The sequence below is a fragment of the Oceanospirillum beijerinckii DSM 7166 genome, from assembly GCF_000422425.1.
Classification (GTDB): Bacteria; Pseudomonadota; Gammaproteobacteria; order Pseudomonadales; family Halomonadaceae; genus Oceanospirillum; species Oceanospirillum beijerinckii.
In genome coordinates this window covers 95,927-115,415 of sequence record NZ_KE383832.1, presented here as the reverse complement: position 1 = coordinate 115,415, position 19,489 = coordinate 95,927, and the positions used below count along the sequence as shown (strand labels likewise).

The following is a 19,489-nucleotide window of genomic DNA, read 5'->3' as shown; positions in this document are numbered from 1 at the left end:
GGCGCTTCGCTGATCCAACCTACGCCTACAGCAAGGTATTGATTGGGAAAAGTATAACTCATCGAGCGCCAGCTTAACCCGCCATCAGCTGTTCAATATCACTGATGGTTTTCGGCACGCCATCGGTCAGCACATGATGACCTGTTTCGGTCACTACGACATTATCTTCGATACGAATGCCGATCCCCCGCCAACGGGCATCCACACTGTCATCATCCGGCGCGATATAGAGACCCGGCTCGATGGTTGTCACCATGCCCGGCTCTAACGGTCGTGACTGGCCATCTATCTTATAGCGTCCGGCATCATGCACATCCAGACCTAACCAGTGGCCGGTGCCGTGCATATAGAACTGACGGTAGCCTTCGCTTTCAATCTGCTTGTCCAGACTGCCGGAGAGCAGGCCCAGGTCCAGCAGACCTTCCGTCAGTACCCGCACCGCCGCACGATGGGGCGCATGGCAATCCAGCCCCGGTTTCACCTGGGCAATGGCGGCCAACTGTGCATCCAGCACCAGTTGATACAGAATCGCCTGCTCTTCGCTAAAGCGACCATTAACCGGGAAAGTGCGGGTGATATCGGCCGCGTAGCTGTGCAGCTCACAACCGGCATCAATCAACACCAGATCACCGGCCTGTAACGGCTGATTATTTTCCACATAGTGCAACACACAAGCATTGGCACCGCCACCGACAATGGTGTTATACGCCGCTGCGCGACTGCCGGAGCGCATAAAGTGGTAGATAAACTCCGCTTCCAGCTGATACTCCATCATACCGGGCTGACACACCTGCATCGCTTTGCAGTGGGCCTCGGATGAGATCTCAGCCGCCCGGGCCATAATGGCCAGCTCCTGTTCACTCTTTTTCAATCGCATCTCATGCAGCAGTGGCAGCAGATTATGCTGCTGCTCCGGCGCTAAATGGCCTGCACGGGCTTTTTGCCGTAGACCCTGACACCAGGTATTAATCTGTTGGCTCAGGTCGTTATCGCCCGACATGGGGTAAAACAGATGCTCCCGCTGATCCAATAGCGTTGGCATCACCTGTTCCAACTGATCCAGCTCATAGGCCTGAGCCATGCCGTAATGATCCACCGCTTGCTGAGTACCGACCCGAAAGCCGGTCCAGATCTCCTGAGCCCGGTCTTTTGGCAACACAAACAGATGACTGTCGCCTTTATCATGGCCCGGTGTCAGCACCAGCCAGGCATCCGGCTCGGGAAAGCCGGTCAGATAAAAGAAATCGCTGTTCTGACGAAAGGCGTAGTCGGCATCGTTGTTACGATAGCTGACCGTCGCCGCCGGAATCACGACTACGCTATTATCAGGCAGTTGAGCGACCAGGCGTTGGCGACGCTGATCATACTCGTCCTGTGACACAGGTTTGTTGCTTATCATCAACAGAATCCTAATCCGCTAAAAGGGGGAATGCAGTCGAGCATTACTGTAACGCAGAACCTGACACATCCGTATCGACCTGAGGCTGAGTCGGATTGCATTCGGTGTACAGCATCATGGCGGTCATACGTACATATTCACTGACCGCAAAGAAGTCCTGTTCGTTCTGCTCATCATCTTCCAGGGCCTCGCCGATATCCGCAATCTGTTCCAGATCCTGAATCGCCTCTTTCAGCTCATCAGACAGGGAGCCGTCTTTAAATTGCTGATTATCCGCCAGAGCTGAAAGAAAACCTTCACACCATTCCAGTAAAGTCTGCATGCGTTCGTTGAGGGAGTAGTCTTCATCCGCGATCAACAGGTCAAAACCCAGTTCCGGATCTTGCAGGCCAATCTCGGTTTGCTCCAGTACTTCGGCCAACTCCACTTTGGAGTCCGGGCTATCCAGTGCATCCACTTCCATAAACTGCGCCGATTGCAGCAGCCAGGCATCCAGATCAGGATGTCGACCGGCACACAGTTGGCCGCATAGATCGCCGTGCAGCTCTGCCGGAGAATGCAGGCAACCGTTACGCAAAAACAGATCACTGATGATGGCAAAACTCGGCTGTTGATAATCAGTCATATTGGGTGCCTTTTTTCCTAACGAAGCAGAAATTTACGATAAATAACTTAACAAATGACAACTACGTCTCTATTTTGAACAGAAAATATGCGTTTGTCAGGAAGTCAGTATTCATTCGCGTCAATTGACCGGTTACAATCCCGGTTCTATAGTACGGATATCCCAAGCGAAAGTTGAGTTTATGGACACTGATGATCTTGATCAGTTGGAGCGCCATCTGCATGAATTAATTCTGATTTGCGCCGACCTGCGTGAAGAAAATGATGCGCTGCGAAAACAGCTGAAGCAAAAAACCGAGCAGATTAACGATCTGGAACAGCAAAAAACGCAAATTGAAGGCAAGGTAGGCCGTCTTCTTTCGAGCTTAGGGCCAGTGGAGCCGGATCATGAGTGAACACAATAATCAAAGCTTAGAAGTAAAAATTCTGGAGCGCAGCTATACTGTCGGCTGCCCGGAAGAGAAACAGGGTGAGCTGATTCGTTCAGCTAAATACCTGGACAAGAAAATGCGTGAAATCCGAGAAAGCGGCAAAGTGATCGGTACGGAGCGTATTGCTATTATGGCCGCCTTGAATATCACCTATGAAATGCTACATGGTCACGCGGAAGAGACGGAGTCTCACGATCAGTTACAGCGTATTAACCAAAAGCTGTCTGCCGCCATCCATGCCTTGCGTCAGCAAGATGAAAAAACAGACGCGGCATAAGTATTTTTCAGATATAATTGTTTGACGTTCCTGGGGTGTTTGCCAGTCGCTAACGTCCTCGAGCCTAATTGTGTACCCAGGGAGTTGTCCGTAGGTGCCCGTGTGCATGTCCGCGTGACGGAAAGCCTTAGGCATCTCGATAATTACCCACCTTGAACCTTTTGGTTCAAGGGCCATGGCGACAGCGGCACCACCGGGAATTTCTCTACCTGCCTCCCGATAGTTTCCTTCAAGACAATGACAGATACCCTGCATTTAAATCGCAATCAACTGCGTCGGGAGATGCGTCACAGACGCCGTGCTTTAACTCCTGCTCAGCAAAAACAAGCCGCCTTATCTCTGCGCAGCCAGTTACTGAAGATACCTCAATTCCTACGGGCTAAACGTATCGCGGTATATCTACCCAATGATGGTGAGATTGATCCAAGCCTGCTGATCGAACAAGCGCGTAAGATGGGCAAAACCTGCTATCTGCCGGTGCTGCAGCCATTGGTGGTTAATCGGTTATGGTTTGTGCGTTACGACCATAAAACGCCGATGACGCATAATCGTTTTGGTATTCCTGAACCACGTATTAAACGCTTTGCAGATAATGCCCGTAACCGCAGTAAAGCTTCGGACCTTGATCTGGTGTTATTACCTCTGGTGGCCTTTGATGAGCAGGGTGGCCGTATGGGGATGGGCGGTGGTTTTTATGACAGGACCTTTGCTTTTACCCGTCACAAATGCTCCGCCAAACCGGCATTGATCGGTTTGGCCCATGAATGTCAAAAAGTGGCTGAGTTGCCAATTGCCAGCTGGGATATTCCATTAGCGGGTGTAGTGACGGACAAGGCGCTGTATCTTACCCCCTGACATGTACCTTACACCCTGAAATGCATTAAGCGCCCTGAAATACTGAGTGGAAGGTGGCAGAAAAATAAAAAGCCTCATCATCTGATGAGGCTTTCCTATTATCGGTAACGCGTTTTAAACAAGCTGCTATAACAGTCCTTGAGCATAACTTGTTACGACCACACCGAATCCAAATACCATGATCAGTGCTGTTACCAGATCAAAGCGTTTTTTTCTCATTGCTAATTCCTTTGCTTGCAAATCATGTTGCTAGCGTCACCCTGGCAAATGGCCAGGAACTCGAAAAGTCATTGGCTAATTTAATCAGTTGCCTCCGGCTTTGCAATCATTACCTGAAATATCTATGCCAATACCAAAAAATAAAAAACAAGCAATGAAAAACTACCTTAAAAACAAGTGGTAAGCAGGATTTTCGCTCTCATCCCAGTAGCGATAACCGATGCGATCCAGGTATTCTGCGACCTTGCCTTTGTCCGCTTCCGGCACCTGCATGCCGATCAGAACACGCCCATATGCCGCACCATGATTACGGTAATGGAACAGGGAGATATTCCAGTTCAGACCCAGGTTTTTCAGGAAGTTCAGCAAGGCCCCTGGACGCTCCGGGAACTCAAAACGGAACAGCTGTTCATTTTCAATATTGCTGTTGCGCCCCCCGCCTAAATGACGGATATGCAGTTTGGCCATCTCATCATCGCTGAGATCGATCACGGGATAACCCTGATCCACCAGAGAGCTGATCAGCTCTTTCCTGTCATTGGTATCTTTTAACTGGATGCCGACAAAAATTTGCGCATCTGTATCGTCGGCGTAACGGTAGTTAAACTCCGTCACCATACGACGACCAACCGCCTTACAGAACTGTTCAAAGCTGCCTGGATGTTCAGGGATGGTGACCGCCAGAATCGCTTCACGCTGCTCACCTAACTCTGCACGTTCAGCGATATGCTGCAGACGATCAAAGTTGGTATTAGCCCCGCTGTTAATACATATCAGGGTCTCATTTTCGGCTCCGGTTTGCTGGACATATTTTTTCAAACCGGCCAGAGACAAGGCACCAGAAGGCTCAGAGACCGCACGGGTATCATCAAACACATCTTTTACCGCAGCACAGATCTCATCGGTATTCACCGTGATCACATCATCCACAAAATGCTGAGCGATACGAAACGGTTCTTCACCGATCTGTGCCACAGCAACACCTTCGGCGAAGATACCCACTTGATCCAGTACCACACGCTCACCGGCATCCAAAGCGGCTTTCAGGCAGGCTGAGTCTTCCGCTTCAACACCGATCACCTTGATCTCGGGGCGCAGGTATTTTACATACACCGCAATACCGGCGATCAGACCGCCGCCGCCCACGGGCACAAAGATGGCATCGATATCACCGGGATGCTGGCGCAGCATCTCCATGGCAATGGTGCCCTGCCCCGCAATCACCTCAGGATGGTCGTAGGGTGGGATATAGGTATAACCCTTCTCTTCCACTAGTTGATAGGCGTACTTCAAGGCTTCATCAAAGGCATCGCCTTTCAGCACGACTTTGGCACCGCGGGCCTTGGCCGAAGCCACTTTAATATCCGGCGTGATCTTTGGCATAACGATGGTCGCTTTGACCCCCATCTGTTTTGCCGACATCGCCAGACCCTGAGCATGGTTACCGGCAGAGGCGGTCACCACACCACGGGCTTTCTGCTCTTCGGTCAGCTGAGCCATGGCGTTATAGGCACCGCGCAGCTTAAAGGAGTACACCGGCTGCAGATCTTCACGCTTAATGTAAATCGTGTTGTTCAGTCGCTTGGAGAGAAAACGGGCCTCACTCAAAGGCGTTTCTTTGGCCACATCGTACACTTTGGCCTGTAATATGCGTTTAACGTATCTTTCCAACATGCTCTTGCTTCGCTCTTGAACAACATCATTGCGCCAATATCAGCACGGTTACTGGATTTTTACATGTTTGTTACCAGTAAAAACGGCCCAATCGGCTATTAAATAGGGTCTTTTGTAGTAAACCGACTATCATATGCTTTCAGGTAAGATAACGTCTACAGCTTAACCGTCAGAGTCCGTATAATACGCGGGCATCTTATTTTGTTTTAAACACCTACTCAGGCTCAGATTCCTCATGACACAAGATGAACTGAAAAAAGCAGTGGCTGAAGCGGCACTGGAAGAAGTTAAAAAGATTATCGATAAAGACAGCATTATCGGCGTAGGCACCGGCTCTACAGCTAACTTCTTTATTGACGCCCTGGCCAGTATCAAGCTGGATTTTGATGGTGCCGTAGCCAGTTCAGAAGCCACTCGTGAGCGTCTGCAGGCACATGGTATCAATGTTTACGACCTGAACGGCGTAGGCACACTGCCGGTTTATGTGGATGGGGCCGATGAGGTCAACGAACATCTGCATATGGTGAAAGGCGGTGGCGGTGCTCTGACCCGTGAAAAGATCATTGGCGCAGCCTCCACTAAATTTATCTGTATTGCGGATGAAAGCAAGCAGGTGGATATTCTGGGTAGCTTCCCGCTGCCGGTAGAAGTGATTCCTATGGCGCGCAGCTATGTCGCCCGTGAGTTGGTAAAAATGGGCGCTAACCCAGTTTACCGTGAAGACTTCGTGACCGATAACGGCAATGTGATTCTGGATCTGTACAATTTCCCGATTGATGATCCAACCTCAATCGAGAAGAAGATCAACAATATCACAGGTGTCGTCACAAACGGCCTGTTCGCACTGCGTCCTGCCGACCTGCTACTGTTAGGTTGTAGTGATGGTGTGAAAAGCGTTAAAGCCAGCTAATACCAAAACCAGATAAGTTGTTGTAGGTCGGAAAAGCCGCAAGGCGCCTTCCGACAATCATCCGGTATCGGAGTCAGTGTCGGATGGCGCTTCGCTTATCCAATCGACTCTGATACCAAGAAACTTATCGGGAATGGCACAAGTCCTTCGGTCAGATTTAGTGATCTGAGCCAAGCGTAAGCGGCTGAAGCTTAGACGGACATTTTAATTTTCTGATGTGCTTAAAGAGCCATTCTTAAAGTAAGTAGGCATACAGTACTTTTCCCTACATAAAGCCCGTATTTTCCGGCCGCTTCGGCCGGAAAGTATCGGAATATTTATGTTCGGGTACTTAGAAGAGAATCAGAATGTCCGTTTTTTATAGCTTTAAACCTCTCAATACTCTTTAAACCTCCCGATACTCTTTAAATCTCTCTGCACCCTTGAAGCCTCTCGGCACTCTTTAAACTTCCCGGTGCTTATCTCACTCAAGTCTCTAAATATTGCTCTCACGATAAAGCGCCTGAATCACTTCAACTTCCGATAACTGAGCATCCAGCGCGTCAACGCACTCCACACATAACTTGCCGTCCTGGGCCATGGTATGCAGGGTGTCTATCGCTTGCGGGTTACTCCAGGCTTTTTTGTAAGGACGCTTGGAAGTCAGGGCGTCAAAGATATCCGCCACCGCCACGATGCGGGCTTCCAGGGGGATATCTTCTCCAATCAGGCCACAGGGATAGCCGGAGCCATCCAGCATCTCATGGTGAAACAACACGATATTGCGCAGAATCTGACTGGATCTATCGCTTGCTAAACCATGATGCTCCAGAATATCCGTTAGCATCTCGGCACCTTTCAGGGTATGAGATTTCATCAATTCATACTCTTCATCCGTGAGCTTACCGGGTTTCAGCAGTATATAGTCAGGGATCGCGATCTTACCGAGGTCATGAACCGGCGCAAACTGAAACACTTTATCCACAAACTGATCGCCATAACCGTGGCGATCGGCAACCTGATGGGCGACTATGCGCGAGTAATAGCCCATCCGCTCCAGATGCTGACCCGTTTCCGCATCCCGGCCACAGGATAGTGACAGTGCTGATTGTACGGCGGCCCTTAAGGTTTTGGCCTGCTTATGCTCCTCATACACCGCCATGGTGATCAGCTGGGCTAACAACTCCAGCTGACTAAAGGATTCCCCCATAAAAACATTGGCTTGTTTGGAATTAAAGAACAGAAAGCCCAGAAAGCAATCGGAGTAGCGCATGGGGATGGTATAACTGGAACGCCAGCCCTGTTTTAACAGGGTTTGGCTATGGAAGCTGTCCTGCTGCTTTAAGCAAGCCAGATCATTGATTACCCGTGATGTACCTGCCAGTTCAATCTGCTTTAACGACGGTACCTCATGCAGGCGTATCTGATGACGGGTAATAGCCTCATCCGATTCACTGGTGCTGAAGAAGGTACTTAACAGATCGGTTTTTTCGTCATGCAGGGCGATGGAAAAGCGATCTACAGCAGGACAAACCCGTTGCAGCTGCTCTGACAACGCCAGAAGTTTACCTTCCAGTGACGTTTGTTGCTGAAATCCCTGCCAATGGCTTGGAAAATATTGCACTGAAGATGCCCCCAATCATTATTATTATTTGGTGGAAGCTCAATCAATATAAGAGAAAAACCCTTACTACCAGCTCAGTAAGGGTTTCTTTGCTGTTCTGTTGATCAGGATCAGCTCTGGATACATCCTGTTACGGTTAGGCGTGTCTCTCCATCTCTGCCCAACAGATTAGCGCGGAACTCATCACCCTCTTTTAGCGGTCCGACCCCTGCAGGCGTTCCTGTCAGAATGACATCACCGGCTTCCAGGGTAAAGATATGACTGATATAGCTGATCAGCTCGGGAATGGAGGTCAGCATCATGCTTGTATCGCCCTTCTGGCGCAGCTCTCCGTTAACCTCAAATTCGATACCGATAGGCTCATCGCCCATTATTTCACAGGGGACAAAGCCAGATAGAGGGGCAGAGGCATCAAAGGCTTTTGCTACTTCCCATGGGTGACCTTTCTCTTTTAACTTGGATTGCAGGTCACGCAGTGTCAGGTCCAGCGCAATACCCGCACCGACGACCTTATCCATGGCATTCTCCGGTGCAACCTTAGATATCGTATCACCCACCAGAATTGCGATTTCAGCCTCGTGATGGCACTCGCCTTTATCTTTAGGCAGGCTGAAAGGTTTTTCGATATCGACTGCAGCCGTTGCGGGCTTAATAAATAACAGGGGTTCTGTGGGAATGGGGTTATTCAGCTCTTTGGCATGCTCGGCATAGTTACGGCCAACACACACAATCTTGCCTAAAGACCATGGGGTGCTTTTCCTATCCGCCCAATAAAGTGAGTATGACATAGTGAATCCTTGCGTTTGGGGTATGCGGTAAAGATGTATATGTTTAATGATAATGGTTGCTATTGCAATTCTTATATCGGTATTACTACGTAGAAAAGCATGTAATGCCTATCCATTAGAGGTAGTGCATCACTTTGTTTTAATCAAGTGGGCAAAAAAATCCGGTGCCCATGGGCACCGGTTCGACACTTGAATGATCAAGGAAAAAGAACGCATAAGAAAAAGTACAGGTCACAAGCCAAAGAAGGGTTGCATCAGTTTAGGAATCCAACCCTCAAACCTGAGCGGGGCGTCCGTTACAATAAAGCAGATACAATCCTGATCACGGTCTGCAATGGGTTGATGTTTTATTGAAGGATCAAGATCCGCCACATCACCGATACAGAAACGCCCTGCTTCATCGCTATAGGAGCCCTGCAATATCAGGGTAAGCTCGCCTCCTGTATGACCGTGAGTCGGCATACAAGTTCCAGGGGCGATTTTTAACAGGCGCACCGCTTTCTCTCTATGAAAACTAGCCGATTCCAGCTTAATCTGGCTGATACCCGGTGCCACTTTCTGCCATTGCACGCTATCTGCGTCTATTTGATTATCGTGGAACCACTGTTTAATCGGCTCCGCCCAGTCAGGCAGATCAAAGGGCAGTGGGTTCTTAGCCGACCAGCGGCTGTCCAAAGCGCCCTGTTTTTCAGATCGCACCAAGCCTGCCTGCGCCTGATCAGATTCGATCTGATCAAGTAGTGTCAGGATTGCTTGCTTATCCATACTCATACCCGCGCCCGGTAAGCGTTCCAGCAAGGCGCCGCCTAAGGCATCGCCTTCAGTAACACGTTGACGGCAATGTTCACAGCAAGCCAGATGGCATTCGACTAACAGGTGTGCGCCCAGAGGCAAGCTGCCAGCACTGTAGCTCATCAGGGTGGCATCATCAGGATGGTGTTTAGGCATCATAAGGAATCCTCCCCGTGGGGTGGAATAATAAAGGCTCTGAGTTTGTTAAATGCCAGTCTCAGGCCGGATTTTACACTGCCGATAGGGATATCCAGATCGCCAGCAATTTCACTGTGACTCTTACCTTCGAAGTAAGATTTATAAACTAACTGTGCCTGCATCAGGGGAAGCTCTTTTAATGCCTGGTGTAACTTACGATTGGATACGCCCTGATCAAAACCCTCTTCCTGAGTTTGTTGATTCAATAACTGCTCATGCTCGTGGTAGGAGTCCGTTCGTTGCTCCAGCTGACCTCGACCAGAACGCTGTTGATCAATAAACAGGTTACGGGCAATACAGAAGATCCATGTCGATGCAGCAGCCTTTTCCGCATGATACTGCTCCGCCTTACGCCACACTTGTAACAGGGCTTCCTGAGCCAGCTCATCTGCTTGCGCTTCCGATGCGGTAAACCGTGTGAGATAGGTTTTCACTCTGGGGGCAAAATACTGATAAAGATCGAAGTATTGCTCGCGATCACGCTGCTTGCCGATCTCTGTCAGGATCTGATTCCAGTTTTTGGACACAGATTGCACGTTTTCCATCCAATCACTCCTCTGTGTCTAAACAGTGGCTTATAAGTAAACCGGCTTTCTCTATCATTTGAACTATCAATGTTAACGTCTTGATGTCAGTGATAAGTGCTTCTGAACTGTTTAGAACAATATATTCTGCCAAGCTATACGCTCGGGTATTTGTAGTGGATCATGCCGGCTTCAATTTTTTTCGGATGTCTAAGCTTTCTTCAGGTGCCTTGTATCTTGGCGTTTTTAGACGCTCTTATTTTTTTCAAATAAGAGTCAGGTTCAATTGAGTAAGACCAATCCAGATAAGTTGTTGTAGGCCGAAACAGCCGTAGGTGCCTTCCGACCTCTGTCGGATGGTACTTCGCTTATCCAACCGCCCCTAATATCAGAAAAATTGTCGTGAAGGGTATAACAGTATAGTGCATGGCTATCAGCGTATAGCTCAACTATAGCGTGACCTCTCACCCAGCCCTGCTGTGATCCAGTTAAAAATCACGGCCGTAAAGAGCGCAAACGGAACATAAAAAGTGCGGAGATAAACCATGAACAAACCAGCGGATAAACATATTGCAGTGGTGGGCTCGGGCATATCCGGTCTGTCAGCCGCCTGGTTGTTAAGCCAGAAATATTCAGTGACACTGTTTGAGAAAGATGATCGCTTCGGAGGTCACTCCAACACCGTGGTGGTCAATACACAAGATGGCCCTATCCCCGTAGATACCGGCTTTATTGTCTATAACCCGGTGAATTATCCCAATCTGACCGCACTATTCCAACATATTGGTGTCGATACTGTAGCGACGGATATGTCATTTGCCGTCTCTGCCGAACAGGGCAAGATCGAGTATAACGGTAATGGCCTGGGCGGTATTTTTGCCTCCTGGTCCAACCTGTTTAATCCTCGGGTATGGCGTATGCTGGTGGATGTATTGCGCTTTTATCGTGAGTGCAAACATTGGCCTGATCAGATCAGTGAACAGACCACGCTGGGTCAGCTGTTAGAGCAAAAAGGCTTTTCCGATGAGCTGCGCGATCTGCACCTGATCCCCATGGGGGCGGCGATCTGGTCCACCCCGGCCAGTCAGATGCTGGAATACCCCGCGTTAAGCTTCCTGCGCTTTTGTCAAAACCATGGGCTGCTGCAAGTCAATGACCGCCCGCAATGGCATACGGTGAAGGGCGGTAGTCGTGAGTATGTGCGCAAGCTGATCGCTCAGATTCAACCATCGGCCATCTGCAATCGAGGCGTACGCCGGATTATTCGCCGGAAAGAGGGCATCGAGCTGATCGACAGCCGGGGCGAGCAGCGGCACTTTGATGAAGTGGTCCTCGCCTGTCATGCGGATCAGGCATTAGCGCTACTGTCTGATGCCAGTGAGCAGGAACAGTTGTTACTGGGTGCCTTTGAATATCAGAGAAACCGCGCCATCCTGCACGGTGATACCCGCCTGATGCCCCGTAACCGTAAGGTATGGTCCAGCTGGAACTATATGAGCCAGGAGAATCGTGATGATAGTGCTCAGGAAGGCAGTCTGGCGGTGAGCTACTGGATGAACAAGTTACAGCCTCTGGCGACCGAGCAACCTTTGATCGTGACGTTGAACCCACCAATCGAGCCGGAAGAGGGCAGTATCCACTGCAGCTTCTTATACGATCACCCGGTCTTTAGCGAAAATGCCATCAGCGCCCAGCAGGAGTTGCACAAACTACAGGGGCGGAATCGTACCTGGTTCTGTGGCAGCTACTTTGGTTACGGCTTCCATGAGGACGGCCTGCAATCCGGTTTAGCGGTTGCGGAAGCCCTGGGTGCTCCGAAACGGCCCTGGAACGTTGCTGAAGAATCCGGGCGTATTTATTGGCCCGGCCATGGAAACACTGCCGTTGAAGCAAACACAGCCGTTGAAGCGAACACTGCCGTTGAAGCTAACACTGAGATTGAAAATAACGCTAAAACTGACCCAGTGGCTACAGGCCGACCCAATCAACCGGTTCAGCCGTTAAGTTAAGCGGGAGAGAATACGATGACTTCTGCACTTAACAGCCGTCTATATTACAGCACTGTGATGCACCATAGGTTTAAGCCTAAGGTCCATCGCTTTACCTATCAGGTGGGCAGTTTTTTACTGGACCTGGATGAGCTGGACCATATGGATAAATATTTGACCGGCTTTAGTTATAACCGGGCAGGCTTATTCAGCGTTTACGACAAGGATTATGTCACCACCGAAGGGCACAGCTTAAAGCAGCACGCCCAGCACCTGTTGTTTGAGCAGGGCTGCGAAGAGGCTCAGAGAATTGAGCTGTTATGCATGCCCAGAAACCTGGGTTACGGCTTTAATCCGTTGTGTATTTTCTTCTGTTACAACGGTGAAAATCAGCTCTATGCCACCCTGTATCAGGTCAGTAATACCTTTGGTCAGAAACATATCTATCTGGTGGAGGGTGGAAATGAGCATACTCAAGATCAGCAGCTGTCTAAGCCTGAACCTAAGTCACAACGCTTGAATCATCAGGCCGATAAGGTGTTCTTTGTCTCGCCGTTTATCGATATGGACTGCCAGTATCGCTTTAAAATCAGCCCTCCTGGTGAAGTTCTCAAGGTACTGATTCGTCAGCAGGACAGCGAAGGTCTGTTATTAAACGCCACCCTGACCGGTAAAAGCACCCCATTGAACAGCAAAGCCCTGATTACCCTATGCCTGCGGCGTCCCCTGTTTACCTACAAGGTGATCGCGGGAATTCATTGGGAGGCCCTGCGGTTATGGTTGAAAAAAGTCCCTCTGGTCAATCGTCATCACGTTAAAGAGCCTGCACTGATCAGCAGAGGCCAGTCTATGGCCGTGAGCACAAATGAGGAATAAGACATGCTGAATCCAACGCCTTCAGCCCCTTCGGCAAGTAAATCAGCGAATAATCCAAATAGTGGGTTAAGCACATCGGCGGCTGAATCTGACTCTCAGTCTAATCACGCTCAAATCGGTAATCCTCTATGGCGCTGGTTAGTCAACAAACTGGCCAATGCCGGTTTAAGCCGCATCACCTTGGTATTGCCCAATCGCCAAGCGATCACTCTCGGTGAGGCTAAAGCAGATATTCCGGCACCCACCGTTGAACTGATCCGACTGGCGGTGGTGCGCAAAGCGGCTTTTTCCGGTGTGTTAGGCTGGGGTGAAGCCTATGTGGATGGCGACTGGGATACGCCGGATCTGATTCAGGTGACCGAATGGGCGATGCACAATGCTGAAGCTCTGGAGACCACCTTTGCTGGTAGTGGCAGTGGTCGCTGGCTGCATCGTCTACTGCACCGCTTGAATGACAACACCCTAAACGGCAGCCGCCGTAATATCTCCGCCCACTACGATTTGGGCAATGATTTCTATCGCTTATGGCTTGATGAAGGTATGACCTATTCATCAGCGCTCTATAACAGCCCGGACGACAGCCTGTCGCAAGCTCAACAACAGAAATACGATCGTATTCTGGAGTTGTTAGCGCCAGACAGCCACTCCCGAGTATTGGAGATCGGCTGTGGCTGGGGTGGTTTTGCCGAGCGTTTACTGCAGCTGTACCCTGAGTCGGATTATCACGGTGTCACTCTGTCTGAAGAGCAGCTGGCCTGGACGCAGGAGCGTTTGCATAACCCTTGTTTACAGCTCGCCTCAGCTCAACATGAGCAAGCTCAAGACAATAAAGTGCTGAAAGCCGCAGCAACACTGACCGACTATCGTGAGATTCAGGGTCAGTATGATCGCATCGCTTCCATTGAGATGCTGGAAGCGGTAGGCGAAAAGCATTGGCCGACCTATTTCGAGACCCTGTATCAACGATTGGCTCCGGGTGGCAGCGCTGTGCTGCAGGTGATCACCATCGCACCGGAACGTTTTGAGCAGTACAGCAACAACGCCGACTTTATTCAACGCCATGTGTTCCCTGGCGGTATGCTGCCTACACCTGAGATCGTTCAGCAGCAAGCCGAGCGAGCGGGTTTATGTTTCAGCCATAGCGAAGCCTTTGGTCAGGATTATGCTACGACCTTAAAACAGTGGCGCGATCGCTTTGAACACGCCTGGCCTGAGATCGAAAGCCTTGAACTGGAGAAAAGCTTCGACGAGCGCTTTCGTCGCCTCTGGCGCTATTACCTGTGTTATTGCGAAAGCGGTTTCCGTCATAACAGTATCGATGTGTATCTGTTCAAACTGGACAAGCCTTTATCCGATCAGTCTCATTCGGAACAGGCGACAGGCACTGCGTTATGAATACCGCTTACCAGTCACAGCTAACGGCGTCGGAACTAATGTTTCCCGAACAGTTGCGTCTGGAAGAGTATTTTCTGGGCGAAACTACCGGTTGGGGCATGTTCAGGGATCGCTATGGCAACCTCAAACAGGAATTTCGGGTGCATGCCCTGGGTGAGTGGCAGGATGGCTGCCTGTATCTGCACGAGCGCTTTATCTATCGGGATGATGCGACAGCCAATGAAGCACAGCACAACGAGGCACAGCACAACGAGGAGCAGGAAAGCATCTCTCTGAAAGTTTCACGAAGTGAGGCGCAAAAGGGGGCGTCTCAACAAGAGCACCAAGGCAAACAGCAACAGGAACGCACCTGGCGTATTACACCACTCGGGGGTGGCCGTTATACCGGCTCAGCTGAGGACATCGTTGGTGAAGCCCAGGGCGAGATTGTCGGCACCACGTGTTCATGGCAGTACAAACTGATTGTCCCCGTCGGTAAAAGGGAAATTATTCTGAAGTTTGATGATTGCCTGCAGCTGATGCCAGATGGCTGCCTGCTTGGTCATGCCAAAGTAAGCAAGCTGGGCTTTCATATCGGCGATGTGGTGCTCTGTTTCCATAAGCGTCCCTATGATTTTTTCAGAGAGTAAGGCCATGTTCACGCCTAACCCACCGCACTCTATTTTAGACGCTATCTCTATTTCAGACTTGTCCGATCTGGTTGATCAAGCAATAGCCCGCAAGCCGGCATCTCGGTCGCTGTGGCATAGCACTGTGCTTTCGGCGGGACTAATCATCGCTACATTGAGCGTCTTGCCATTCTGTGACCAGGCCGTTGCACAGGAGAAAGCTACTGTTTCAGCTAATGCTACCGTTTTAGATAATGCTACTGCGTCAGATACAGAGCCCCGATTCCATGATTTGCAGTATTGGCAGCAGCTCTATGGTCCACAAGTCCGTTTTGAAATTACCCGCGATGGTAAAGCTGTCGGCGACTACCAACTGGACTTTGTTCCGGTCAACAACAGTCCAGACCTGTGGACGGTCAAAACCGATATGCAGATGAAATTCGATCTGCTGGTCTTTTTCAGCTATCGCTTTCGCTATCAGGCTATTGAACAGTGGCAAAATCAGCAGTTACTGAGCTTTGAAAGTCGTATTGATCGCAACGGTAAAAAGCAGAAGAACCAGCTGATTAGGCAAAGCGAGCAGGTTAAAACAGCACGATCTCAACCTGATGTTTCTAACTCTGAGGCGGCACAACGTCTGCTATATCAGGTGTCGGGCCTTACGGGAGAGTTTCAGCTATCCGGGCCTATCGCACTCAGCAATCACTATAATGCCAATATCATTCGTGAAAGCCGATTGTTTAACTCGTTAAGCGGTAAAGAAAATCAGATTCAGCTCATCGCCCAAGGAGAGGAGGAGGTGTTCGATGGTCAGAAAATGGTCATCAGCCAGCGCTATCAATACTCTGGCGACCTGGAGGATACCTGGGTGTGGTATGACGCTAAAGGGCGTTGGCTAAGGCTGCGCTTTATTGCCGAAGACGGTTCTGAAATTCAGTTTAACTGCCTGCGTTGCTCACCGGACCAGCAATCTAATCCTTCTATTCCTAATTTCTACGATAAAGATACCCCCCCAGATAAAAAGCTGATCGAAGCTAACTCTGCACGGAGTAGTGAGTCCGATCTATCACTTCGTACAGAGAGCCGCTCACTACAACGGAACAATACAAAGTATAGTGAGGTGATCTATGGCTAAAGCCCATCAAGAGCTGATCTGGATTACTGGTGCCAGCCAAGGTATCGGTAAAGCGTTAGCGCTGGCCTATGCCGCTCAAGGGGCTAAAGTGATTATCAGCGCCCGTAATCGTAAAAAACTGGATGAAGTTTGCCAGCAAGGGCAGGAGCAAAAGCTAAGCGGTGAGTTGATCCCGCTATTGCTGGACGTCACGGATCAACAGCAAGTAAAACAAGTGGTGACTTTTTTGATCGCGAGTTATCGCTTACCGGATCGGGTTATCCTGAACGCAGGTACCCACCAACCGGTAGAAGCCCGACAGTTCAGCGCCCAGGTATTACAACAGCTGGTACAGGTGAATCTGCTGGGTATCGGTTATCTGCTGGAAGAGTTATTGCCTCGTTATGCAGGACTAGATCATTCCAATGCCAAGCGATCAGAAAGCCAGCGAGAGTTGGTGTTTGCTAACAAAGATTCAACATCCTCTTTGGACTCAATAAACAACTTGAATGCAGGTGGCCCTGCACCTCAACTCAAACAGGTTGCCTTGGTCGCATCTGTCGCCGGGTATCGCGGCTTACCGACTGCCAGCTGTTATGGTGCCAGCAAAGCCGCTGTGATTAATCTGGCCGAGTCCTTAAGAGCCGAGCTCTACAGCAGTGATATTGATATTCGTCTGATCAACCCCGGTTTTGTGAAAACCCCGCTGACCGATAAAAATGACTTCGAGATGCCCTTCCTGATCAGCGCCGAACAAGCCGCGCACAATATCATCAAAGGGCTGGCTGGCAAGCATTTTGAAATAGTCTTCCCAAGAAAAATGGCCTGGTCGATGAAGCTGCTTAAATGGTTGCCGGATCGCGTATTTTTTCCACTGATCAACCGCAGTACCGGTCATCGCTAAACTTAAATGAGACGTCAGCCTCAAGATAACAACGGCTATTAAGGAAGTCCGCTTATGAATACGCTGGAAGATCAAACTGAACACTCACCTGACCCTATCCTCGGTTCAGAATATCAAGCCAAGCTGGAGCGTTACTTTCAACTATTTCAGCAAGGCTCTGCACGCTCTTCCCCCCGTTATCCATCTGCGTCCCTTTCTCCCTGTTCATCTCAGAATCCCACTAAAAAGGCCTTATCGGCTACAGAAGGAAAACAAACGTCAATAGAGCAGCAGGCCGATCAAGTCGCCGATTTAATCGCTCATGAGATTATCTTTAAAGATCCATTTCAACAGATTCAGGGCACAGAAGCCTTTTGTAAGCTACTGAAACACTTCCATCATAATGTTCAAAACGCTTGTTTTGAGATCGAAGCGGTATGCCCGCTACCAAACCATCAAGCTTTAAGCCAAGACCACAACACAGGCTCCGGCCAAAACAAAAAAACCGGCCTAAACAGCGGTAACGAAATCAAATGGCTGGTGAAGTGGCACTTTAGCGGACAGTTACAAGGCATTGGCGATTGGCAGTTTCCCGGGGTCAGTGAGATCACTCAGGATAGCCAAGGCAGGATCAGTCATCATATCGACTATTGGGATGCCAGTGAGCACTTCTATAGCAAGCTGCCCATTCTTGGTCGGATATTAAACTGGCTTAAAAATAGAATTGCCCGTGCCAGCCAAGCTTAGCTTGATACGATAGCTTATATCAAACCAGATAAGTTGTTGTCGGAAAAGCCGTAGGTGCCAGGGTAAACGCATCTAAATTTTAGGTCGTCTTAAATAGGATACTTTCCAGATATCTATCATCGACTCTCGCTAATTTGAGCTTTCTTGCTATGCCACCCTTAATCGTTTCATCCTGTTTGATTAAGTGAAGTGCCATATGCCTCAGTATTGCCAGATTCGAGTTATTGTCAAATCTGGTGTATCAGTAGGTTGATCACGCTGCCTCTGCTGTTGATTCATCATCTTTCTGTTGATGTTCGCCATTTGTGAAAATGACACCTTTAACCACATCTGCCAGCTTCTTGTAGCCCCTTAAGCGTTGCCATTTCTTCTGTGCTGTTTCCATAAGCTTAAAGACCATACTGAGTGTCGTCTCTCGACTACCGCAGTTCTTCGTTCGCTTACCTCTCAGCCTAACCGTCGCAAACGCTGATTCTATCGGATTACTGGTCCTAATATGGCACCAGTGCTCTGCTGGGAAATCATAAAAAGCCAACATTTCAGCTTTATTTTTACTCAAGGTTTCCATTGCCTTTGGGTACTTCACCTGATAGCGTTTGAGGCAACTGTCAAAAGCCTTTTCTGCAGCTTCCTTCGTTTCTGCCATCCAGATATCTTTTAGCGATTCTTTCACCTTTGGCTGCATCGATTTCGGTAAATGTGTCATGATGTTGCCGACCTTATGTACCCAGCAACGCTGCTGCTTAGCCTGAGGCCATTCTTCATTTACGGCTTTCCAAAGACCCAGACCGCCATCACCAATCACAAGCTTAGGTGGCTTCTTCAGTCCTTGCTGATGAAGTGCGTGAACCAGTTCTTTCCAGCTATCAGAAGACTCTCGGAAACCATCCGTTAAGCTCAGCAACTCTTTTTTACCGTCAGCTGTTGCTCCTATCATCACAAGTAAACAGAGCCTGTCATCCTGACGCACATTCGTATGAACCCCATCAGCCCAAACATAGGCATACTGCTTGTCAGACAGGTCTCTCTGCCGCCACTGGTGATAGTCTTCAATCCAGTCCTTTTTTAGCCGACTTATGGTTGCGGCAGACAAGCCGGGGGCACCATGACCCAATAGGCTGTGTAGGGCTTCAGAAAAATCACCTGTTGAGATCCCTCTCAGGTACAGCCAGGGCAATAACTCCTCTACAGACTTGGTGCGTTTCAAGTAGGGTAACAGTGCTGAGTTAAACTTAATACCAGAGCCTGTACGATCACGTACCTTAGGCACTTTAACCGTGATATCCCCAAGACCTGTCTGCACAGTGCGTTCAGGTAAGTAAACGTTGCGAACAAGGCCTTTCTTGCCATCTTCAGATGTTCGTTCAGCAAGGCCTGTAGCTCGGCTTCAACGGCCTGCATCAGTAGCTGTTGGGCACCTTGTTAAGGACTTCCTGTAAAGCATCTTTGGGTTCTGGTTTTGCCAGAGCAATCACATTATCATTGTGCATGGTGGTGTTTCCTGTTGGTTGCTGATCTTGCAGGATCAACTAGCAGGATACGCTACCAACCTTCCTTTTTTCCATACACCAGAAATGATCATAT

General features: G+C 49.4%; 17 protein-coding genes, 1 other RNA gene and 2 pseudogenes. 12 read left to right on the top strand and 8 right to left on the bottom strand.

The features are described 5' to 3' along the window. Positions 1–73: 73 nt before the first annotated feature. Both pepP and H579_RS27245 read right to left on the bottom strand, forming a co-directional pair. Positions 74–1,399 carry a Xaa-Pro aminopeptidase gene (gene pepP / locus H579_RS0122670; protein WP_036567249.1) on the bottom strand — a complete coding sequence of 442 codons (1,326 nt, stop codon included), beginning with the start codon at positions 1,397–1,399 and terminating at the stop codon, positions 74–76. 43 nt (positions 1,400–1,442) lie between these two features. Next, complete coding sequence (locus tag H579_RS27245; RefSeq protein ID WP_051228244.1) at positions 1,443–2,024, bottom strand: UPF0149 family protein; 582 nt, start codon at positions 2,022–2,024, stop codon at positions 1,443–1,445. Positions 2,025–2,205: 181 nt separating this feature from the next. Between H579_RS27245 and H579_RS27240 the strand changes: the two genes are divergently transcribed. The 4 genes from H579_RS27240 to H579_RS0122650 all read left to right on the top strand — a co-directional run bounded on the left by H579_RS27240 (position 2,206) and on the right by H579_RS0122650 (position 3,586). Continuing rightward, the gene (locus H579_RS27240) at positions 2,206–2,418 is read left to right on the top strand and encodes a hypothetical protein (protein WP_036567247.1); all 213 of its coding nucleotides are present in this window, start codon (positions 2,206–2,208) and stop codon (positions 2,416–2,418) included. Further along, entirely contained in the window at positions 2,411–2,731 is a 321-nt protein-coding gene (locus H579_RS0122655; RefSeq protein WP_028302551.1) for a cell division protein ZapA, read from the top strand. The genes H579_RS27240 and H579_RS0122655 overlap by 8 nt, the downstream gene beginning before the upstream one ends. A 24-nt stretch (positions 2,732–2,755) precedes the next feature. After that, a non-coding RNA gene (gene ssrS, locus H579_RS28810) (6S RNA) lies at positions 2,756–2,935 on the top strand. A gap of 33 nt (positions 2,936–2,968) precedes the next feature. Then, the gene (locus H579_RS0122650; RefSeq protein ID WP_028302550.1) at positions 2,969–3,586 is read left to right on the top strand and encodes a 5-formyltetrahydrofolate cyclo-ligase; all 618 of its coding nucleotides are present in this window, start codon (positions 2,969–2,971) and stop codon (positions 3,584–3,586) included. A gap of 381 nt (positions 3,587–3,967) precedes the next feature. On the opposite strand, the pseudogene ilvA reads toward H579_RS0122650, so the two are convergent. Then, positions 3,968–5,485, bottom strand: a pseudogene (gene ilvA / locus H579_RS0122640) (threonine ammonia-lyase, biosynthetic); the annotation flags it as partial. A 229-nt stretch (positions 5,486–5,714) separates the two neighbouring features. On the opposite strand from ilvA, the gene rpiA reads away from it, so the two are divergent. Next, positions 5,715–6,389 carry a ribose-5-phosphate isomerase RpiA gene (gene rpiA, locus H579_RS0122635; protein ID WP_028302548.1) on the top strand — a complete coding sequence of 225 codons (675 nt, stop codon included), beginning with the start codon at positions 5,715–5,717 and terminating at the stop codon, positions 6,387–6,389. Between the two features lie 475 nt (positions 6,390–6,864). Here rpiA and H579_RS0122630 read toward each other — a convergent pair whose 3' ends face one another. The 4 genes from H579_RS0122630 to H579_RS0122615 form a co-directional block, all read right to left on the bottom strand. Then, the gene (locus H579_RS0122630) at positions 6,865–7,992 is read right to left on the bottom strand and encodes an HD-GYP domain-containing protein (RefSeq protein ID WP_036567245.1); all 1,128 of its coding nucleotides are present in this window, start codon (positions 7,990–7,992) and stop codon (positions 6,865–6,867) included. A gap of 110 nt (positions 7,993–8,102) precedes the next feature. Further along, positions 8,103–8,780, bottom strand: coding sequence for a fumarylacetoacetate hydrolase family protein (locus H579_RS0122625; RefSeq protein ID WP_028302546.1), 678 nt, complete (start codon positions 8,778–8,780; stop codon positions 8,103–8,105). 231 nt (positions 8,781–9,011) lie between these two features. Next, on the bottom strand, positions 9,012–9,731 hold the full coding sequence (locus H579_RS0122620) for a ChrR family anti-sigma-E factor (protein ID WP_028302545.1): 720 nt from the start codon (positions 9,729–9,731) through the stop codon (positions 9,012–9,014). Continuing rightward, a complete protein-coding gene (locus tag H579_RS0122615) occupies positions 9,728–10,315 on the bottom strand; it encodes a sigma-70 family RNA polymerase sigma factor (protein WP_028302544.1) in 588 nt (195 codons plus the stop codon). The genes H579_RS0122620 and H579_RS0122615 overlap by 4 nt, the downstream gene beginning before the upstream one ends. Before the next feature lie 524 nt (positions 10,316–10,839). Here H579_RS0122615 and H579_RS27235 point away from each other — a divergent pair. Genes H579_RS27235 through H579_RS28300 form a run of 7 tightly spaced genes read left to right on the top strand, consistent with a single transcriptional unit; the run spans position 10,840 to position 17,905 of the window. After that, complete coding sequence (locus tag H579_RS27235; protein ID WP_084624303.1) at positions 10,840–12,303, top strand: NAD(P)/FAD-dependent oxidoreductase; 1,464 nt, start codon at positions 10,840–10,842, stop codon at positions 12,301–12,303. A 15-nt stretch (positions 12,304–12,318) separates the two neighbouring features. Next, positions 12,319–13,158: a DUF1365 domain-containing protein gene (locus H579_RS27230; protein WP_051228242.1), complete on the top strand. Its 840-nt coding sequence runs from the start codon at positions 12,319–12,321 to the stop codon at positions 13,156–13,158. Positions 13,159–13,161: 3 nt separating this feature from the next. After that, complete coding sequence (locus H579_RS27225) at positions 13,162–14,553, top strand: SAM-dependent methyltransferase (protein ID WP_051228240.1); 1,392 nt, start codon at positions 13,162–13,164, stop codon at positions 14,551–14,553. Beyond that, positions 14,550–15,182: a DUF3833 family protein gene (locus tag H579_RS0122595; RefSeq protein ID WP_028302543.1), complete on the top strand. Its 633-nt coding sequence runs from the start codon at positions 14,550–14,552 to the stop codon at positions 15,180–15,182. The genes H579_RS27225 and H579_RS0122595 overlap by 4 nt, the downstream gene beginning before the upstream one ends. A gap of 4 nt (positions 15,183–15,186) precedes the next feature. Beyond that, positions 15,187–16,296, top strand: a complete 1,110-nt coding sequence (locus H579_RS0122590) for a DUF6134 family protein (RefSeq protein ID WP_157834693.1) — start codon at positions 15,187–15,189, stop codon at positions 16,294–16,296. Next, entirely contained in the window at positions 16,289–17,179 is an 891-nt protein-coding gene (locus H579_RS0122585; protein WP_028302541.1) for an SDR family NAD(P)-dependent oxidoreductase, read from the top strand. The genes H579_RS0122590 and H579_RS0122585 overlap by 8 nt, the downstream gene beginning before the upstream one ends. Positions 17,180–17,233: 54 nt before the next feature. Next, complete coding sequence (locus H579_RS28300; RefSeq protein WP_051228238.1) at positions 17,234–17,905, top strand: nuclear transport factor 2 family protein; 672 nt, start codon at positions 17,234–17,236, stop codon at positions 17,903–17,905. Positions 17,906–18,158: 253 nt separating this feature from the next. Here H579_RS28300 and H579_RS27215 read toward each other — a convergent pair. Beyond that, positions 18,159–19,395 (bottom strand): annotated as a pseudogene (locus tag H579_RS27215) (IS256 family transposase). Between the last annotated feature and the right edge of the window lie 94 nt (positions 19,396–19,489).

What these genes read in the sequence shown, in the direction of transcription:
- H579_RS0122655 (WP_028302551.1), top strand. Translation starts at nt 2,411, where the DNA reads ATGAGTGAACACAATAATCAAAGCTTAGAAGTAAAAATTCTGGAGCGC.
- H579_RS27245 (WP_051228244.1), bottom strand. Translation starts at nt 2,024, where the DNA reads ATGACTGATTATCAACAGCCGAGTTTTGCCATCATCAGTGATCTGTTT.
- H579_RS27235 (WP_084624303.1), top strand. Translation starts at nt 10,840, where the DNA reads ATGAACAAACCAGCGGATAAACATATTGCAGTGGTGGGCTCGGGCATA.
- H579_RS27230 (WP_051228242.1), top strand. Translation starts at nt 12,319, where the DNA reads ATGACTTCTGCACTTAACAGCCGTCTATATTACAGCACTGTGATGCAC.
- H579_RS0122585 (WP_028302541.1), top strand. Translation starts at nt 16,289, where the DNA reads ATGGCTAAAGCCCATCAAGAGCTGATCTGGATTACTGGTGCCAGCCAA.
- H579_RS0122650 (WP_028302550.1), top strand. Translation starts at nt 2,969, where the DNA reads ATGACAGATACCCTGCATTTAAATCGCAATCAACTGCGTCGGGAGATG.
- H579_RS0122625 (WP_028302546.1), bottom strand. Translation starts at nt 8,780, where the DNA reads ATGTCATACTCACTTTATTGGGCGGATAGGAAAAGCACCCCATGGTCT.
- H579_RS0122590 (WP_157834693.1), top strand. Translation starts at nt 15,187, where the DNA reads ATGTTCACGCCTAACCCACCGCACTCTATTTTAGACGCTATCTCTATT.
- H579_RS0122595 (WP_028302543.1), top strand. Translation starts at nt 14,550, where the DNA reads ATGAATACCGCTTACCAGTCACAGCTAACGGCGTCGGAACTAATGTTT.
- H579_RS27240 (WP_036567247.1), top strand. Translation starts at nt 2,206, where the DNA reads ATGGACACTGATGATCTTGATCAGTTGGAGCGCCATCTGCATGAATTA.
- H579_RS27225 (WP_051228240.1), top strand. Translation starts at nt 13,162, where the DNA reads ATGCTGAATCCAACGCCTTCAGCCCCTTCGGCAAGTAAATCAGCGAAT.
- H579_RS0122615 (WP_028302544.1), bottom strand. Translation starts at nt 10,315, where the DNA reads ATGGAAAACGTGCAATCTGTGTCCAAAAACTGGAATCAGATCCTGACA.
- H579_RS28300 (WP_051228238.1), top strand. Translation starts at nt 17,234, where the DNA reads ATGAATACGCTGGAAGATCAAACTGAACACTCACCTGACCCTATCCTC.
- H579_RS0122620 (WP_028302545.1), bottom strand. Translation starts at nt 9,731, where the DNA reads ATGATGCCTAAACACCATCCTGATGATGCCACCCTGATGAGCTACAGT.
- pepP (WP_036567249.1), bottom strand. Translation starts at nt 1,399, where the DNA reads ATGATAAGCAACAAACCTGTGTCACAGGACGAGTATGATCAGCGTCGC.
- rpiA (WP_028302548.1), top strand. Translation starts at nt 5,715, where the DNA reads ATGACACAAGATGAACTGAAAAAAGCAGTGGCTGAAGCGGCACTGGAA.